At 50.2% G+C, this 15,553-nt stretch carries 12 protein-coding genes and 1 tRNA gene; 7 read left to right on the top strand and 6 right to left on the bottom strand.

All coding sequences use genetic code 11. The features are described 5' to 3' along the window. Positions 1 to 1,250: 1,250 nt before the first annotated feature. Together AC1S52_RS20550 and rne are read right to left on the bottom strand one after the other, a co-directional pair. Positions 1,251 to 1,919 carry a ribonuclease HII gene (locus AC1S52_RS20550; protein WP_482030917.1) on the bottom strand — a complete coding sequence of 223 codons (669 nt, stop codon included), beginning with the start codon at positions 1,917 to 1,919 and terminating at the stop codon, positions 1,251 to 1,253. An 11-nt stretch (positions 1,920 to 1,930) separates the two neighbouring features. Further along, a complete protein-coding gene (rne, locus tag AC1S52_RS20545) occupies positions 1,931 to 4,084 on the bottom strand; it encodes a ribonuclease E (RefSeq protein WP_482030916.1) in 2,154 nt (717 codons plus the stop codon). 1,116 nt (positions 4,085 to 5,200) lie between these two features. Between rne and AC1S52_RS20540 the strand changes: the two genes are divergently transcribed. Continuing rightward, positions 5,201 to 5,791: a hypothetical protein gene (locus AC1S52_RS20540; protein ID WP_482030915.1), complete on the top strand. Its 591-nt coding sequence runs from the start codon at positions 5,201 to 5,203 to the stop codon at positions 5,789 to 5,791. A gap of 96 nt (positions 5,792 to 5,887) precedes the next feature. On the opposite strand, the gene AC1S52_RS20535 is transcribed toward AC1S52_RS20540, so the two are convergent. After that, on the bottom strand, positions 5,888 to 8,668 hold the full coding sequence (locus AC1S52_RS20535) for a TIGR03936 family radical SAM-associated protein (protein ID WP_482030914.1): 2,781 nt from the start codon (positions 8,666 to 8,668) through the stop codon (positions 5,888 to 5,890). A 276-nt stretch (positions 8,669 to 8,944) separates the two neighbouring features. Beyond that, positions 8,945 to 9,280, bottom strand: a complete 336-nt coding sequence (locus AC1S52_RS20530; protein ID WP_482030913.1) for an STAS domain-containing protein — start codon at positions 9,278 to 9,280, stop codon at positions 8,945 to 8,947. 318 nt (positions 9,281 to 9,598) lie between these two features. Here AC1S52_RS20530 and AC1S52_RS20525 point away from each other — a divergent pair, with 318 nt between their 5' ends. After that, positions 9,599 to 10,444 (top strand): aldo/keto reductase, encoded by an 846-nt coding sequence (locus tag AC1S52_RS20525; RefSeq protein WP_482030912.1) that lies wholly within the window; start codon positions 9,599 to 9,601, stop codon positions 10,442 to 10,444. A 9-nt stretch (positions 10,445 to 10,453) separates the two neighbouring features. Here AC1S52_RS20525 and AC1S52_RS20520 read toward each other — a convergent pair. Continuing rightward, positions 10,454 to 10,536: transfer RNA gene (locus tag AC1S52_RS20520), tRNA-Leu, on the bottom strand. Between the two features lie 260 nt (positions 10,537 to 10,796). Between AC1S52_RS20520 and ndhL the strand changes: the two genes are divergently transcribed. From ndhL to trpA, 3 genes are all read left to right on the top strand, one after another. After that, entirely contained in the window at positions 10,797 to 11,015 is a 219-nt protein-coding gene (gene ndhL / locus AC1S52_RS20515; RefSeq protein WP_482030911.1) for an NAD(P)H-quinone oxidoreductase subunit L, read from the top strand. A gap of 65 nt (positions 11,016 to 11,080) precedes the next feature. Continuing rightward, positions 11,081 to 11,410, top strand: a complete 330-nt coding sequence (locus AC1S52_RS20510; protein ID WP_482030910.1) for a DUF3007 family protein — start codon at positions 11,081 to 11,083, stop codon at positions 11,408 to 11,410. Positions 11,411 to 11,466: 56 nt separating this feature from the next. Beyond that, the gene (gene trpA / locus AC1S52_RS20505) at positions 11,467 to 12,267 is read left to right on the top strand and encodes a tryptophan synthase subunit alpha (protein ID WP_482030909.1); all 801 of its coding nucleotides are present in this window, start codon (positions 11,467 to 11,469) and stop codon (positions 12,265 to 12,267) included. A gap of 22 nt (positions 12,268 to 12,289) precedes the next feature. On the opposite strand, the gene cysS is transcribed toward trpA, so the two are convergent. Next, the gene (gene cysS, locus AC1S52_RS20500) at positions 12,290 to 13,759 is read right to left on the bottom strand and encodes a cysteine--tRNA ligase (protein WP_482030908.1); all 1,470 of its coding nucleotides are present in this window, start codon (positions 13,757 to 13,759) and stop codon (positions 12,290 to 12,292) included. Positions 13,760 to 14,052: 293 nt separating this feature from the next. On the opposite strand from cysS, the gene AC1S52_RS20495 reads away from it, so the two are divergent. Further along, entirely contained in the window at positions 14,053 to 15,198 is a 1,146-nt protein-coding gene (locus tag AC1S52_RS20495; protein ID WP_482030907.1) for a CobW family GTP-binding protein, read from the top strand. Then, on the top strand, positions 15,199 to 15,495 hold the full coding sequence (locus tag AC1S52_RS20490) for a (2Fe-2S) ferredoxin domain-containing protein (RefSeq protein ID WP_482030906.1): 297 nt from the start codon (positions 15,199 to 15,201) through the stop codon (positions 15,493 to 15,495). Positions 15,496 to 15,553: the final 58 nt, after the last annotated feature.

Below are 15,553 nucleotides of genomic sequence, written 5' to 3'. Positions count from 1 at the left end.
GCTGCTAATTCTTGCCTGGCGTTGCTCTAAATCCCAGAAACCTGTTTGCCCCATTGCTGTTCTCGGATAGCCTAACTGCCGACATTTTAGCTGCTCATTCTCAAGTTGAGACACCCATTTTTCGATTTTTCGAGGTGCCCTATTGTAAGTCTTAATAAGCTAACAATATTTCAGCGCAGTAAAGCAACACAATTCTTTATTCTTTACTGCGGAGATCCACTCATTCATTGGTTTTTCGTACAAGCCATTGATGCTTTAGAACACGAACTGTATATTCCCGCATGTTCATCTATTCTTAGTGGAATCGAGGCTTCTCTAAGAGTAACAATACATCAGCTTGAGAAGTCAGAAGATATTTTCAATTTATCTCCCTACCAGGTCTTGAGCAATCCTTTAATATCGAAGGCAAGAGATTTTGGGTTGCCTGTCCATACACTCGCGTTGTCTCACGAGATTGACTTTGAAAGTAAGCTTAATTCAACAAAACCTAATCGTATGGATGTAGAAGTCGTTAGAATAAGAAATAATATCTGTCATGGAAACATCGCAGAATATATTGATGGAGAACCTAACAAAGAATTCTTGATTTTGACACCTGAATGTCTACGAGAAGTGGCTTTTGAGCTTGTCAACACATCAAGACTCTGGGCATATTCTTTAGGAATATTTCGTATAAACAAACTATTACATGGTCATCTTCGCCTTCAGATCAAGCAGAACGCTCGAAAATCTCAATAAAATTATGGAACCCGATAAGCCAAGCGATCCTCAATTATTCTAATCACACTCAAATTCTTAAACACACAAATACTTAATCTGAATGCTTCATTCAAATGTTTTATTTTTTTAGGGATTGAGTGGCGCTAATAAGAAGTAGCCACAACCTCGCCTGTCTAACTATTATTTGAGCGGCATTCCCCCCTTTTTAGCAGACTAACACCCCCCAGAGGGATATTTATCCAGCGTCCAAGTTTGCTATCTATTTCTCAGTAGATAGATAGCCTGCAAAAATGCTGATAAGCACCCTGATTGGTATATTATTCTGCACCCGTGCAGACTATTTACCCAAATCGGAGGATTAGACAGCGTTGGTGCTGGATAATATGCCTGAACCGCCTTTTATCCAGCATTTGAGTCGCATATTAGCCGCGCCAGAGCATTTTATCTGATACGTCTCAGCAAATCTTCATGTTTTGTACGGAGTACTTGTGGGTAATATTTAGTGCGATCGCCCTCTCAACCCCAAACTCTTAACTCTCAACTACAATTCCCCCTTGCTCTCTCACCCGACACGGGCTGAAGGAGGTCCGGTGAAACCGCGAGGGTCCAACCTGCTGGATTGCTTTACGGTGGGGAGGGGTACCGTAGCCTTTATTGGATGCCAGGTGGTACTGGGGATAGCGAATTGCAAGGCGGGTGATTAACTCGTCACGCCAGACCTTGGCAATAATGCTGGCGGCGGCAATTTGGAGCGATCGCTGATCTCCCTTGATCATGGTTTGCTGGGGAAGCAGCAATCCCGGAACTCGTTGATTGCCATCAATCAGGCAAAGCTCTGGCTGTACTTTCAGCTTCGTGATTGCCCGCTTCATTGCCAGCAGGGATGCCTGGAGGATGTTGAGTCGGTCGATTTCAGCAACGGAAGCATAACCCACCTGGCAATCGACAGCCAGGGAGCGGATTTGGAGGGCAAGTGTCTGCCGCTGTTCGGGTGAGAGTAATTTGCTATCGGTTACGCCCGCAGTGGCGAGATCTGTCAAAGCGGTGTTGGGTAGTATGACAGCCGCTGCAACGACTGGACCAAATAACGCTCCTCGACCAACCTCGTCCACCCCTGCAATCACTCCCTGGGGTGAGGGGCTATCAATTAAACCGGGAACCGTTAGTTGCTCAATAGCAGTATTTTCCTTCCGACCCATAGAATTCCTGCTTATTCACCCGCAGCGGCAGAAGAACGACGGCGACGGCGGCGAACGACCGTACTTTCTTCTGGCTCCGGCTCTGCTGGCTCAGAGTCAAGGGGTTCTTGAACAGGGCTGGCTTCAGGGGGACTGGGTAATTCGGTTGAAGCAATGGGTAAGTCTTCTTCTAGCTTAATTCGCGATCGCCGAATGGGAGGTTTAACGGTGGAAACCTCAGGTGCAGGGGTTGCCGCCACCGGCTCTAGTTCAACTGGGGGGGGTGCTTCTCCGGGCAGAACGATGGAAATAATCGCTGACTTGGGATTTTTCACCTCCTGGGTTGCCAGGGTCAGAGGAGAAATTCCCATCCAGGCATAAACATCCTGCTCTTCAGGAGTCATTTCCACTGCCACAATTTCGGGTGGTTCGCTGGGCTTGCTAGAGTCTCGTCTGCGACTTCGCCGCTCGTCTCCATATGCCGATTCTGGGGCTTCTTGCAGTGGACCTGGCTCCTGAATAGGTGCCCCGGTTTCATTGCGATCGCCATCCCGTCCCCGTCCCCGTCCCCGCCGTCCCCGCTCGTTTCTAACCGGGAAAGAAGACTCTTCAGCAGCGGGGGCATAGAGGTCTGTATCGGTCCCAGACTCCGCTTTCGCAATGGGTGCGCCATAACTCGGACGGGGTGGGCGATCGTCATCACGGCGACGACGGCGGCGACGATTATTGCCGCCAATTTCCTGGTAGTTGGGATGGGTTAGCCCCATGTCTTGCATCTCACTACCATCTTCTGTCTCTTCACTGCGGTCTTCCCAAAATAGGTCAGACACACCTGGAATATCAGGCAACCCATTGTCGCGTCCGCGTCCGCGTCCACGCCCTTCAATGGTGCGGGGTTCCCGTAGAGCAACGGCTGGACGTTCAATCGGTTCACCTTCTTCGCTGTCCAACTCACCCGGCAGGTGAACCAGATGCCCGATGCCACCGCAGGTCGCACACGGACGACCAAAAATTTCGTAAATATTTTTGCCCTGACGCTTACGGGTGAGTTCAACCAACCCCAGTTCGGATAGTTGAGCAATTTGAGGACGGGCTTTGTCTGCTCGCAGCGCTTTATTGAAGTGTTCCAAAACCTGCAACTGGTCACGGCGAGAATCCATGTCGATAAAGTCTACGACGATGACTCCCGCAATATTGCGTAACCGCAACTGGCGGGCAATTTCGGTGGCGGCTTCACAATTTGTCCATAGCACGGTTTCACGGGCAGTCGCAGAACGGGTGAAGGAGCCAGAGTTGACATCAATGACCGTCAGAGCCTCTGTCCGCTCAATCACAATGTAACCACCCGATGGCAGATCCACCCTGGGCTTGAGTGCTTCTCGAATCGCGGGATTAATCCGGAAGTAATCCAGAATGGGAACGCGATCGCGGTGATGGTCGATTAAGACACCCAGCGGCATCTTGCCTCCACCCCAGTTCATCAGTTGTTGCTTGACCCGCTTCAACCCGGTGTGAGAGTCCACAACGATGCGATTGACATCGGCACTGTAAACGTCTCGTAATACTTTTTGGATAAAGTCGTCATCCCGGTTGAGCAGAGCCGGAGCACGGGTACTCATGGCTTCCTGCAACACATTTTCCCATTGCCGTTGAAGGGCTTCCAGGTCTTCAATAATGGCATCCTCTGGCATCCCTTCCGCTTCCGTCCGAACAACAATCCCCATCCCAGAGGGTTTAACCAGGATTGCCAGTGCCCGCAGGCGGTTGCGCTCATTCTCGTTCCGAATCCGGCGGGAAAGATTGACACCTTTACCGTGGGGCATCAGCACCAGGTAGCGCCCTGGCAGGGAAACATTACCTGTCAACCGGGGACCTTTGTTCCCAGTTGGCTCCTTCATAATTTGAACCAGTACTTTCTGCTGCGGCTCCAGTAGCTCGGTGATAGACCCGGCAGTGCGGCGTTTGCGGAGAGGTCCCAAATCAGTAACGTGAATGAAGCCGTTTCGTTCGCTATCCCCAATGTTTACAAAAGCGGCATCAATTCCAGGCAGCACATTTTCAACAATCCCAAGATAAATATCACTGACTTGATGGCTACCGGTCGCGACAATCAGCTCCTGGATCTGATCTTCTGAAAAAACAGCAGCGATTCTATGCTGCTCGGCGATAATTATTTGCTTCGGCATTCAGTTTAAATTCCTCAAAAATTTTTTGACGGTGAGGACAGCGTAAAGTCTGCATCCACTCACCTTTAACCCACTAAAAGAACCAACTGCGTAATATCAAGAACTCCAACTACGCAGAGGCGACGATGAAGCTGTTCCATCCCGAGGTGAAGATGTGCCTGAAAGCCTATCCGAAGGCTTCCTGGGCTTGGTGCCGGGCTTTGGCAGTTAAGGCTTTTCGGATAGGCTTTAACAGCCCCAGAGCGGTTGGATACGGTGATTGACCACAAATCAAATCAACCTTATCAGCGAGATGCCCATCCCCTGACGGGGGACACCAGCTTTTGTCATAAATATACGAAAAGTCTGGCGAGATAAGCTGTACCCAAGCACTAACATAGGCTTGCCCAGCGGAACCCCTAAGAGTCTACTATCCGCAACAGCTTCCATTGTGATGCATTATAGCGTGGGTGGATTTGTTCGCCACTAAAATTCAAGATTCGCTACGGAGTGCACTGCTACTAACGCGATGTGTAACTTAGAAGCCAAAATCCCCGGTGTCTCCTGGAAATTCGTTGAATTGGCTGAATGATCTTCCTAGACACCGGGGATCTGGGGATTGTCGCACACGTCGCTACTAATCTTCTCCAAACAATTCGGCTAAAAGACGGTATTCCCTACCTAGATGAAATTGCCAAACACATCCAGGAATCAGTATGGTTATAAAAAGCACATCGGAAGTCTTGAGTACGTAACTTGACTTGTGTACTTCTCAAGTAAAGGTCGATGGCTGCTTGGCTGGTAAAAGTTCTGGAAAGTCAATTGTTTCGTTTCTTATCGCCCAGAAATCAATTTCTGGGCTAACAACAGAAGTCCATTCAAATGGACTGAAATACTGAGCCAGTCCTCCTGAGAAGACTTTGGCTATGAGCCAGGAAATAAATTTCCTGGCGTACTGCGAGGTAATCGGAAGATTTGTCTGTCAGTCAGGGTCGATTGGCATTGATTTGAATAAAACCTCTGCCCAGATCCCCGGAATCTTCAAGATTCCGGGGATCTAAAACCCCTTAGTTCAGCGCCATTCAAGCAAAGGCTGTTTGTATACCCAATTCTGTGAGGCAAAATATGAGGTCAAGTATGAGTTTAAGTCTTTTCTCGGTTGCAGGTTTAGTAGAAAAACTTATTGATGAAGTGGGGGCTGAGAAGCAGAGGAAATATGAGCGAAGAATGAAAGATCTAGAGATGATATCAAACTCTAGTCTTAGGGATACCTATGTTCAACAACTTTTATTAGATAAACTTCTTGCTCCTGTTGAGCATGCTCAACACCAACTTCAGAATGCAGCCAAGCATGCACAGTGGTTAGCTGAAATAGTCAATTATTATCATTCTCATCATGGTGCAAGCAAAGAGCAAGGACAAGAAATTTCTGAAGAACTTCGTATCCTTGCCACAAGAATCACCTGTGTAAATTCGCTAGATGAGCTAAAAATCATTTATGAGGCAGCCACTCAGTTTACACACGAATTAGCAATGAACTTTAAGCACAGCGACCGTAAGTACTCTTTAGAGCGATCCATTCGCAAAGGTATTTTAGAGGTTCTTAATACTTGTATTGGCGTGAAGAACAATTTTCAGGAGCGAACATCCTGGACTTCTGACTCCCCTAGATTCAGCGCTCAAATGTTTGTTGTGAACATTTTGGGGCGATTTAGACGCTCCCGATGAAATTGGATTAAACTTTAGCGAAATATTCAGTTACTTTTTGTTTGCTGTCTATAGTTTTCTGCGTTTACCTAATTCTAGGAGGAATTAGCAATCACTTCAATTTACCAGAATTAAGCGATCGCGCCTCACCTCCCCAAGCTGAAACTCTCGCCCAGCAACCTTCTCCAGCATATAAATCACCTGATCGGGGCGAAGTAGGGTGCCATCGTTGCGACAACTGCCGATGTAGTGGAGGGTGATGGGGTAATGGGGTGATAGGGTGATGGAGTGATGGCTTCTAGATTCTGGTTCAAGCCAGAGTTCGTAGAGGCGATCGCGCAAATCTACCATTTGCTTCTTACCTGACTTGGTCGTTTGCTCTTGCCAGATGTCATCCCTGGCTTTGACTGCTTCAACCCACTGTTGCCACTGTTCCAGGGTTGGCGGTTCAGGATTGGCGCTGTCATTATCCTGAAGGGTATTGACTGTCAGGGTGTATTCAGCTTTTTCTAGCAGTTGGGTAGCAGAAGGTGTGTTAACCGGAACTTCTTCTACCCGGTAGATGGGGATCTCTGCCGGGAGTTGAGCCGCCAGTTTTGTCTGAAAGTCTTCTCCAGTCATTGGTTCTGTCAGTTCAAAGTCTACAATTTCTCCCTGGCTGGTGACTCCCAGGGGCAGGGCATTGGCAGGGCTGATGCGGGGACCGGGGTGGAAACCGCCGGTAAAGGCAATCGGAATCGCTGCCCGACGCACCGCCCGGTCAAACAGGCGAATCAGATCGAGGTGACTGAGGAGTGCCATTTCGCCCTGCTTACCTAACCACACCCGTAGCCGCTGAACTTTTTGCTGATTGGGGACAAAATGCCCCTCAAATGGGGGAATTGGCAGCGGTGGAACCACAATATTGTGTCCAAAGTCCACTCCACACACTCCACAGTGGGAGCAACCCTCAAACGAACAATCGGGTACGGTTGCGGCTTCTAATGCCTTTTGCAGGTCTTGCTTGAGCCATTGCTTGTCAATACCTGTGTCGATGTGATCCCAGGGGAGGCAAGTGTCGTAGGAAGGCGGAGGGGAGCCTTTTTCATCCTTTATCCTTCCGCTTTCATCCTTGTCAAACACGTTCCACTCGCCGCTTTCTACCTGGCGGTATCTCCAGGTCAGTTCAGATTCGGCGATCGCCTGGGTCCAGGCATGGAAGGCACGGTCAAGACTTTCCCACCAGGCATCCATTCCGGCTCCCAGTTTCCAAGCGCGATGGATGACGGCAGAGAGACGGCGATCGCCCCTGCCAACAAAGTCCTCCATCGCGGAAATGCGGACATCCGTGAAGTTAACCTTTAGCCCCCGGATGCGGCGGAGTTCTTCTTTCAGGAGGGCTTGCTTACGTTCAAATTCGGCGGTGGAAACCGAATGCCACTGGAAGGGGGTGTGGGGCTTGGGGGTGAAGTTGGAAATGGTCAGATTAAAGCTAATCCGTTTTCTGCGATGACCACTACACTCGCGCTGCAACCAGCGGACGGTTTCGGCAATCCCCAACACATCCACATCCGTCTCACCAGGCAACCCAATCATAAAGTAAAGCTTAATTTTGTCCCAACCCTGGTCAAATGCCGTCTTAACGCCCCGTAAAAGCTCCTCGTTGGTCAGTCCTTTGTTAATAATGTCCCGCATCCGTTGGGTACCCGCTTCAGGGGCGAAGGTAATGCCAGTCTGCCGGGTGCCGCCGATGATATTGGCAATGTTTTCATCGAACCGGTCGACCCGTTGGCTGGGCAGCGATAGGGAAATGTTTTCGTTCTTAAGCCGGTTCTTAACATCCACTCCCACCGCAGGCAGTGCCAGGTAATCCGAGCAACTGAGGGACAATAGAGAAAATTCGTTGTATCCGGTCGCCCGCATGCCCTGTTCGATCGCCTCTACTACAACCTCTGGCTCAACATCACGGGCAGGACGGGTCAACATTCCGGGCTGACAAAAGCGGCAACCTCGCGTACAACCCCGCCGAATTTCGACCGTCAGGCGATCGTGGACGGTCTGCACGTAGGGCACCAGCCCAATCGAGTAGGCGGGCATCGGAGTCGCTACCCGGCGCAAAATCCGCTCAGGCACATCCGGGCGGTTGGGATGGACAGAACCATCCGCTGCCATGTCATAGAACTGGGGCACATAGACCCCTGGAACCTGAGCCAGATCCAGCAATAGTTCTTCCCGGTTCAACCCCGCTTTCTTGCCTTCCTCAACCACCAATCCAATTTCAGGCAACAGTTCCTCCCCATCCCCCAAAGCAATGAAATCAAAGAAGTCGGCGTAGGGTTCGGGGTTAGAGGTAGCGGTTTGTCCACCAGCGAAGATGAGGGGATAGGGAGTGGGGGGGGAGGGGTGTTCGCCGTTGGCGTTCCCGCAGGGTGGGGTGAGGAGGGCTGTTTCCGCTGGGTGGGATGATTTGACTTGTTCCCCTGCTCCCCTGTTCCTCTGCTCCCGTGCTTGTTGCCGCTCTCTCCAGGTCAGGGGAATGCCTGCCAGTTCCAACATTTCCAGGATGTTAGTGGCTCCCAACTCATAACTGAGGCTAAAGCCGAGGATGTCGAAGTCGATGAGGGCACGGCGAGACTCAACGGCAAACAGGGGTGTCTGGGTGGAGTTGAGTTTGGCAGCGAGGTCGGGAGCGGGCAGGTAGGCGCGATCGCACAACTGCCGAGGCTGGGCATTCAAAATGTTGTAGAGAATAATGTGTCCCAGGTTGGATGCTCCCACTTCATACACTTCTGGGTAGGTGAGAACCCATCGCACCGTTGCACTATCCCAGGGCTTATGAATGGCTCCTAACTCATTGCCCAAATACCGAGCAGGACGCAGAATTTCGGAGGTCAGCAAGTCTTCAACGGCGATAGCCACAGCGAAACCCTCTTCTGGTGCAGACAAACCAATTGCACTGCTCAGTATAACGAATCGCGCTCGGCTTCTTTGCTGTAGCTGTCGCCAGGTAGCTTTGAGCACCGGAAGCAGAGGGTGTGTGGGGACTGCGCCCTTAGCCAGGGGTGAACCTTCCTGCACCCTTTTTTAAATAGCAAGGAGATGGCTACAACACAAAAACCTTCTGGATTTGGCAAAGGTGCCACAAAATCCAGAAGGCTTTCAGGGATGAACCCGCATCGCAAATGTTAAAAAAACTCAGGCAGCGATTTCCTGCAACCCAGGATGTTCTTCAAAAATTTCAAACACCCGGTCTAGTTGAGTTAACTCAAGAATCATCCGAACCTGATGGGAAACGGAGCAAAGCCCGATTCGCTTGTTCAGACGTTGAGCCATATTTTTAGCCGCCACTAACGCCATTAAGCCAGCGCTATCAATCGACTCGACCTGCGTCATATCCACTAGCAGACTGGCATGATGTTCAGACAATACAGCCGCATTAAGCTGATGCTGAAACTTGATCGCGTTCGCTGCGTTGAGAGAACCCACGGGTTGAATGACTGCGGCTTGAGGACGAACGAGTACGCTCTGCATAATTAAACCCTATAAACCCTATATTGAGTAGCGACGATTAATTTGCTCTGATGCACCTAACCATAACCGTGGTATCTCAGTCGTGACCACTATAGAGAGAAGTAGTTTGCCGAAACTTTATCTGCTATCTAAACTTATTTAAAGTTTTAGGTAAGTATTCCTACGGAATCGTGTCGAAATACACGAAATTCTATGAATCCTAAAATAACTCGGCGAATATTTATGGCGGCTGGTACAGTTCTAACCAGCAGTGTCATTGGTCGTCACTTACGGAGATCAGTGAGCGCTTCAAATCTCTCCAGTTCCGCTTTAGCACCTATGCCAGAGAGAATTCTGGGCAATACGGGGGTTTCTGTTCCCTTAATGGGATTGGGCGGAGCAGGGCAGACTCCTCTCTCCTGGGAAGGCTCTGAGTCATCGGCGATCGCCCTCATTGAACGCGCTCTACAATTGGGCATTCGTTACTTTGATACGGCTGCCAGCTATGGACCTAGTGAAGACTACCTGGGAAAGGTATTGCTGCCTCACAGGAAAAAAATCTTTCTGGCAAGCAAAACGGGTGCCCGCGATCGCGATGGGGCGTGGAGGGATCTGGAGCGATCGCTCACCCGCCTGAAAACTGACTACCTCGACCTCTGGCAATTTCACCATGTCTCCTTCAACGAAGAACTGGATACTCTGTTTGGTGAAAACGGAGCAATTCATGCCCTGGAAGAGGCAAAACAGCAAAAGCTCGTTCGGTTTAGCGGCATTACCGGGCATCATGAGCCTGCGGTGATTGCTGAAGGATTACGCCGATTTCCGTTTGACACCACCTTAATCTCCATCAATGCTGCTGACAGGCACCATCCCCGGCCCTTTGCCTCCATCGCATTGCCTGTAGCCAGGGAAAGAAATGTGGGTGTGATTGCGATGAAAGTGCCTGCCTATGGGCGGTTGTTCAGTTCAGGCGCACTGGAGGGAATGCACCAGGCAATGGGTTACACCCTTTCTCTACCAGGGGTGCATTGCTGTGTGATTGCGGCTGAAACTGTGGCTCAGCTTGAGCACAACGTCACTGTGGCGAGGGCATTTCAACCATTGTCTGAAGCTGAAATTGGGGCGATCTCGCAACGGGCAGCCGTGGCGTGGCAGGAGAATACGTTCTTTCGAGCGTGGACGTAGAGTTTTGGATGGGGGCAGAGGGACTTGAACCCTCACGACCTTGCGGTCAACGGATTTTAAGTCCGTAGCGTCTACCATTCCGCCATGCCCCCAGGTAGCTATCCATACAGCCTGAAATTCATCCTAACCTGGAAGAACTCCCTGAAGCTGGTAAGATTTTTACTCCAATGTGGATAAGCTCATTCGTTATATTCCAGCATCAATGGGGAATTGATGCAACGTTATCAAAAATTTACGCCTGTTGAGCGCCCCCGTCGCAGCCTTCAGTCAAGCCGCCCTTCCGTGAAGCCAAGAACTAACAACTAATAACGTAACAACCTGTAGAATAGATGGGAGTTGCTGTTTCAGGTCTATGGAAATCACTGTCGCACTGCTGTATCTTGCTCTGGCTGGGGCTTTTCTGGTTGTGATTCCTGCGGGGCTGTATTTTTACCTGCAAGCTCGCTGGTATGTTGCCAGTTCATTTGAGCGGGGCTTCATGTATTTTCTGGTGTTTATGTTCTTTCCGGGGCTGCTGTTGCTCTCTCCTTTTCTAAACTTCCGTCCCAAGCGCCGCCAAATTGAAGGGTAGTAAAGCTTTGTTTGTATACGAAGGGAGAGACGTTCGGATGGAGCGTCTCTATGTGTGTGTGAGCCATGCGACGGATTGATGTCATTGGAATTGGGCTTGGAATCTTTGTGGCGGGTGGGCTTGCCTACCTGTTTTTTCAGTCCATTGGACTGGACAGTATTTCAGCCGGAATTTGGGCACAGACGCTTCTGGTGGGTGGGTTGTTGGGTTGGCTGCTGACCTATGTGTTCCGTGCAGTCACCCAAACGATGACCTATAACCAACAGATCAAGGATTACCAGCAAGCTGTTCTGCAAAAGCGCCTGGAGGAGTTGACCCCAGAGGAGTTGGAGAAGCTTCAGGCAGAAGTTGAACAGGAGAGAACGAAAGAGGGGAAGAGTTCCTCTAACAACTAATAGCCAACCACTAACAACTTTTTTTCTCCTACCACCTACTACCTACCACCTATTTAATGACCTCTGTTTCTGAATGTTTTGAATCTCTGCGCGATCGCGCCCAATGTGCCTTGATTCCGTTTATTACGGCAGGGGATCCTGATTTGGAGACGACAGCGGCAGCGTTGAAGCTGCTGGATCGGAGCGGGGCAGATTTGATCGAGTTGGGAGTCCCCTATTCCGATCCGCTGGCAGATGGTCCGGTAATTCAGGCGGCAGCGACGCGGGCATTGCAGCGCCATACTCGGCTGGAAAATGTGCTGGATGTTGTGCGGCAGGTGAGTCCGGAGGTGCGATCGCCAATTATTCTGTTCACCTACTACAATCCCATCCTGAACCGGGGCATTGATTTGTTTCTGAAGCAAATTGCTGATGCGGGTGTAAAAGGGCTAGTCGTGCCCGATCTACCCCTGGAGGAGGCAGAAAGCTTGCTAAATCCAGCTTCAACCTACGGGATCGAAGTAACGTTGTTGATTGCGCCAACCAGTCCGGCTGAACGGATTACGGCGATCGCCCAGAAGTCTCAGGGCTTTATTTACCTGGTCAGTACGACTGGGGTGACGGGAATGCGGACGCAGGTGCAGTCGCGGGTGAAAAATTTACTGGTAGAACTCCGTACTGTCACGGATAAACCGATTGGCGTGGGTTTTGGCATTTCTCAGCCAGAACATGCCCGCCAGGTTGCGGATTGGGGCGCAGATGCGGCGATCGTCGGTAGTGCGTTTGTAAAGCGACTGGCGGATGGAACATCGGCTCAAGGCTTGAACTCAATTGCAGAATTTTGCCAGAGCTTGAAAGCAGCCATGTCTCCGACATGAGAGGCTGTTTTTTAAGCTGTTCTTAATTGCGGTGCCAGCGGGTTCCATCTTTTCCATCGATTAGGGTAATTCCCTGTGCCTGGAGTTCATTCCGGATGCGATCGCTCTCTGCCCAGTTTTTTGCCTGCCGCGCTTCCTGCCGTTGTTGAACCAGGGCATCAATGTCAGCATCCGTTAATCCGGTGTTCGTATCTGTTCCTGATTGGCATGCCAACAGTAACTCTGCCTCAATTGATCGACTTTCTAACCCCAGAACTTGAGCAAGGTTAGTCAGAGTTTGAAACTTTTGTTGTAACTGTTGAACAGCCATGTCAGGTTTACCCTGATGGACTAGCTGATTGCCCTCCCGACGCAGGTCTTTTGCCAGTTCAAACAGGACTGAAAGGGCGATCGGCGTGTTGCAATCATCATCCATTGCCTCATTGAAGCGGCTCACCGCATCCTGATCCAATCCTCCTGATGGAGAAGCGGACCATTCAGGCAATTTGGCAAAGCTGGAGCCGTACTGTAACGCCTCTTTCAATGTCTTCCAACCGCTGGCAGCCGCTTCCAGCCCTTCACTGGTAAAGTCGATCGGTTTCCGGTAGTGTGCCTGCAACACAAACAGGCGAAATGCCATTGGGTCATATTCTTTCAGCAAGTCACGGGTAAGGCGAATGTTGCCCAGGGACTTGGACATCTTCTCCCCATCCATATTGACGAAACCATTGTGCATCCAGTAGCGTGCCAGTGGTTGATGGGTAACGGCTTCACTTTGGGCAATTTCGTTTTCGTGGTGGGGAAAGGTGAGATCCATCCCGCCTGCATGGATATCGATCGACTCGCCCAACTCCTGCCGCACCATTGCCGAGCATTCAATGTGCCAGCCCGGACGACCTGCTCCCCAGGGAGACTCCCATGCCGGTTCACCCGGTTTTGCCGCTTTCCACAAGGCAAAATCAAACGGGTCTTTCTTTTTGTCGCTTTCCTCTTCCACATCCACCCGGCCACTGGCACCTGCTTGCATTTCTTCCAACCTGCGCCCGGAGAGTTTGCCGTATTCCGAAAACTGATGGACCGAGTAGTAAACATCCCCACCAGCCGCATAGGCATACTGATTTTGCTCCAGCTCGTGGATTAAGCGCTGGATGCCATCAATCGTGTGAGTTGCCCTGGGGTAGGAGGTAGCTCGAAGAATATTGAGGCGATCGGCATCTTCAAAATAAGCGGCAATGAAGCGATCGGCTACGTCCTGCATGGTGGATTTTTCTGCGATCGCCCGCTTCAAAATCTTGTCATCAATATCTGTAAAGTTTTGCACATAGCGCACCTGGTACCCCCGCCACATCAAATAACGACGCACCACATCAAAAATCACAAACACCCTGGCATTACCCACATGGAAATAGTTGTAAGCCGTAATGCCACACACATACATCCGCACCTTACCCGGTTCGATCGTCTCAAACGGTTCCTTGCGGCGGGTTAACGTGTTGTAGATGGCTAAAGACATGGGACTTTGTTAAAAGAAGGACAGAAAAAGATAGGGACAGGGTACGGGGGAATTAGTTGTTTAGTTGTTAGTGGTCAGGAGTCAGGAATCAGTGGCTTCGCTGTGAGCGTCAGCCGAAGGTCAGTACTCAGTAAAACCCTCAACTTCCGGTATCCGACACCTGACATCTGACACCTATCTCTTTCCCCAGTGATAAGGTAGGAGTAAGGACGATGCAGCCTCCAGCATCTCACTGTATAGTATTCACTACCCATTCTTTCGCCCACTTTTCTGACGTTTCTCCCAATCGCGCTATGCAATCAGCAGTGACTCCCGCTTCAGAGATGGAAGCTCCCAAACACGGGTTGCCCGTTACCATCATTACCGGCTTTTTAGGCAGTGGTAAGACAACCCTACTCAACTACATTCTGACCAATCAGCAAGGACTCAAGACGGCAGTATTGGTCAATGAGTTTGGTGAGATTGGTATTGATAATGAGTTGATCGTCACAACCGATGCCGATAACAGCATGGTAGAGCTGAGCAACGGTTGTATCTGCTGCACGATTAATAATGATCTGGTGGAAGCCGTTTATAAGGTGCTGGAACGGCAGGATGGCATTGATTACCTGGTGGTCGAAACCACAGGACTTGCCGATCCCCTGCCTGTGGCGCTTACCTTCCTGGGGACTGAACTGCGGGATATGACACGCCTGGATTCCATCATTACGATGGTGGATGCAGAGAATTTTAGCCTGGATCTGTTTAACAGCGAGGCAGCTTATAGCCAGATTGCCTACGGTGACATTATTCTGCTGAATAAATCTGATCTGGTGGATGAAGCCGACCTGGATTCTTTAGAAGTCCGAATTCGTGACATTAAGCAGGGGTCTAGAATTTTGCGGACGGTCAAGGGGCAGGCTCCCCTGCCAATGCTGTTGAGTGTGGGGCTGTTTGAGTCTGACAAATACTTTACTCCAGAAGGCAAAACCCCAGAAAATAAAGATCACAGCCACGCCCATGAGCATCACCCCCATGATCATGACCACGACCATAGTCATGATGATCATTCCACCTGTGACCATGACCACGGGCATTGTGCTCATGACCATGATGAGCATCACCATCACTCTCACCACTTAGAGAATGACGGGTTTACCTCAATTTCAATTCAGAGTGACAAACCCCTTGATATCAAGAAGTTTCAGAATTTTCTTGATAACCAGCTTCCCGAAAATGTCTTCCGGGCAAAGGGAATTCTCTGGTTCAACGAAAGTCCGAAACGCCACATTTTCCACCTGAGTGGTAAGCGGTTCTCGCTGGAGGATGAGGAGTGGAAGGGAACACCAAAGAATCTGTTGGTATTCATTGGACAGAATTTGGATCACGAAACGTTGCGATCGCAGGTTGAACACTGCTTCACCCTACCAACGAACCGGGGTAGGGGTTTCGGGAAGTAAATGCACCCTGAAAATGCTACCCGTCAGGTCCTCGTTTGTCAGTATGTCAATTGTTGCGGCAATGGTTCTGCTGAAGTGCTGGCAGCGTTTATAGACCATTCAATATCGGGGGTAGCTGTGGCTGGCAGTGAGTGCCAAGGGCAGTGCAACATGGGACCAACCGTGCGCGTGTTACCCGATGAAACCTGGTACTGTCGGGTCAAGCCGGAAGATGTGTCTGAAATTGTTGAGCAACATTTGAAGCTGGGACAGCCGGTTAAAAGGCTGCTCCATCCCCGATTTCATCCCAAATCCTAAGCATCCACTCTTGAGATCCCTGGCATTTCCAAAAGTCGGGGATCTTGCTCTCATAAAT

It is taken from the genome of Kovacikia sp. CALU 1929 (assembly GCF_056784235.1).
The sequence above is the reverse complement of the archived record's forward strand: the minus strand, read 5'-3'. Positions and strand labels throughout refer to the sequence as shown.

Coding starts and splice junctions, on each gene's coding strand:
- trpA (WP_482030909.1), top strand. CDS start 11,467: ATGACCTCTGTTTCTGAATGTTTTGAATCTCTGCGCGATCGCGCCCAA.
- rne (WP_482030916.1), bottom strand. CDS start 4,084: ATGCCGAAGCAAATAATTATCGCCGAGCAGCATAGAATCGCTGCTGTT.
- AC1S52_RS20550 (WP_482030917.1), bottom strand. CDS start 1,919: ATGGGTCGGAAGGAAAATACTGCTATTGAGCAACTAACGGTTCCCGGT.
- AC1S52_RS20530 (WP_482030913.1), bottom strand. CDS start 9,280: ATGCAGAGCGTACTCGTTCGTCCTCAAGCCGCAGTCATTCAACCCGTG.
- AC1S52_RS20525 (WP_482030912.1), top strand. CDS start 9,599: ATGCCAGAGAGAATTCTGGGCAATACGGGGGTTTCTGTTCCCTTAATG.
- cysS (WP_482030908.1), bottom strand. CDS start 13,759: ATGTCTTTAGCCATCTACAACACGTTAACCCGCCGCAAGGAACCGTTT.
- ndhL (WP_482030911.1), top strand. CDS start 10,797: ATGGAAATCACTGTCGCACTGCTGTATCTTGCTCTGGCTGGGGCTTTT.
- AC1S52_RS20510 (WP_482030910.1), top strand. CDS start 11,081: ATGCGACGGATTGATGTCATTGGAATTGGGCTTGGAATCTTTGTGGCG.
- AC1S52_RS20490 (WP_482030906.1), top strand. CDS start 15,199: ATGCACCCTGAAAATGCTACCCGTCAGGTCCTCGTTTGTCAGTATGTC.
- AC1S52_RS20540 (WP_482030915.1), top strand. CDS start 5,201: ATGAGTTTAAGTCTTTTCTCGGTTGCAGGTTTAGTAGAAAAACTTATT.
- AC1S52_RS20495 (WP_482030907.1), top strand. CDS start 14,053: ATGCAATCAGCAGTGACTCCCGCTTCAGAGATGGAAGCTCCCAAACAC.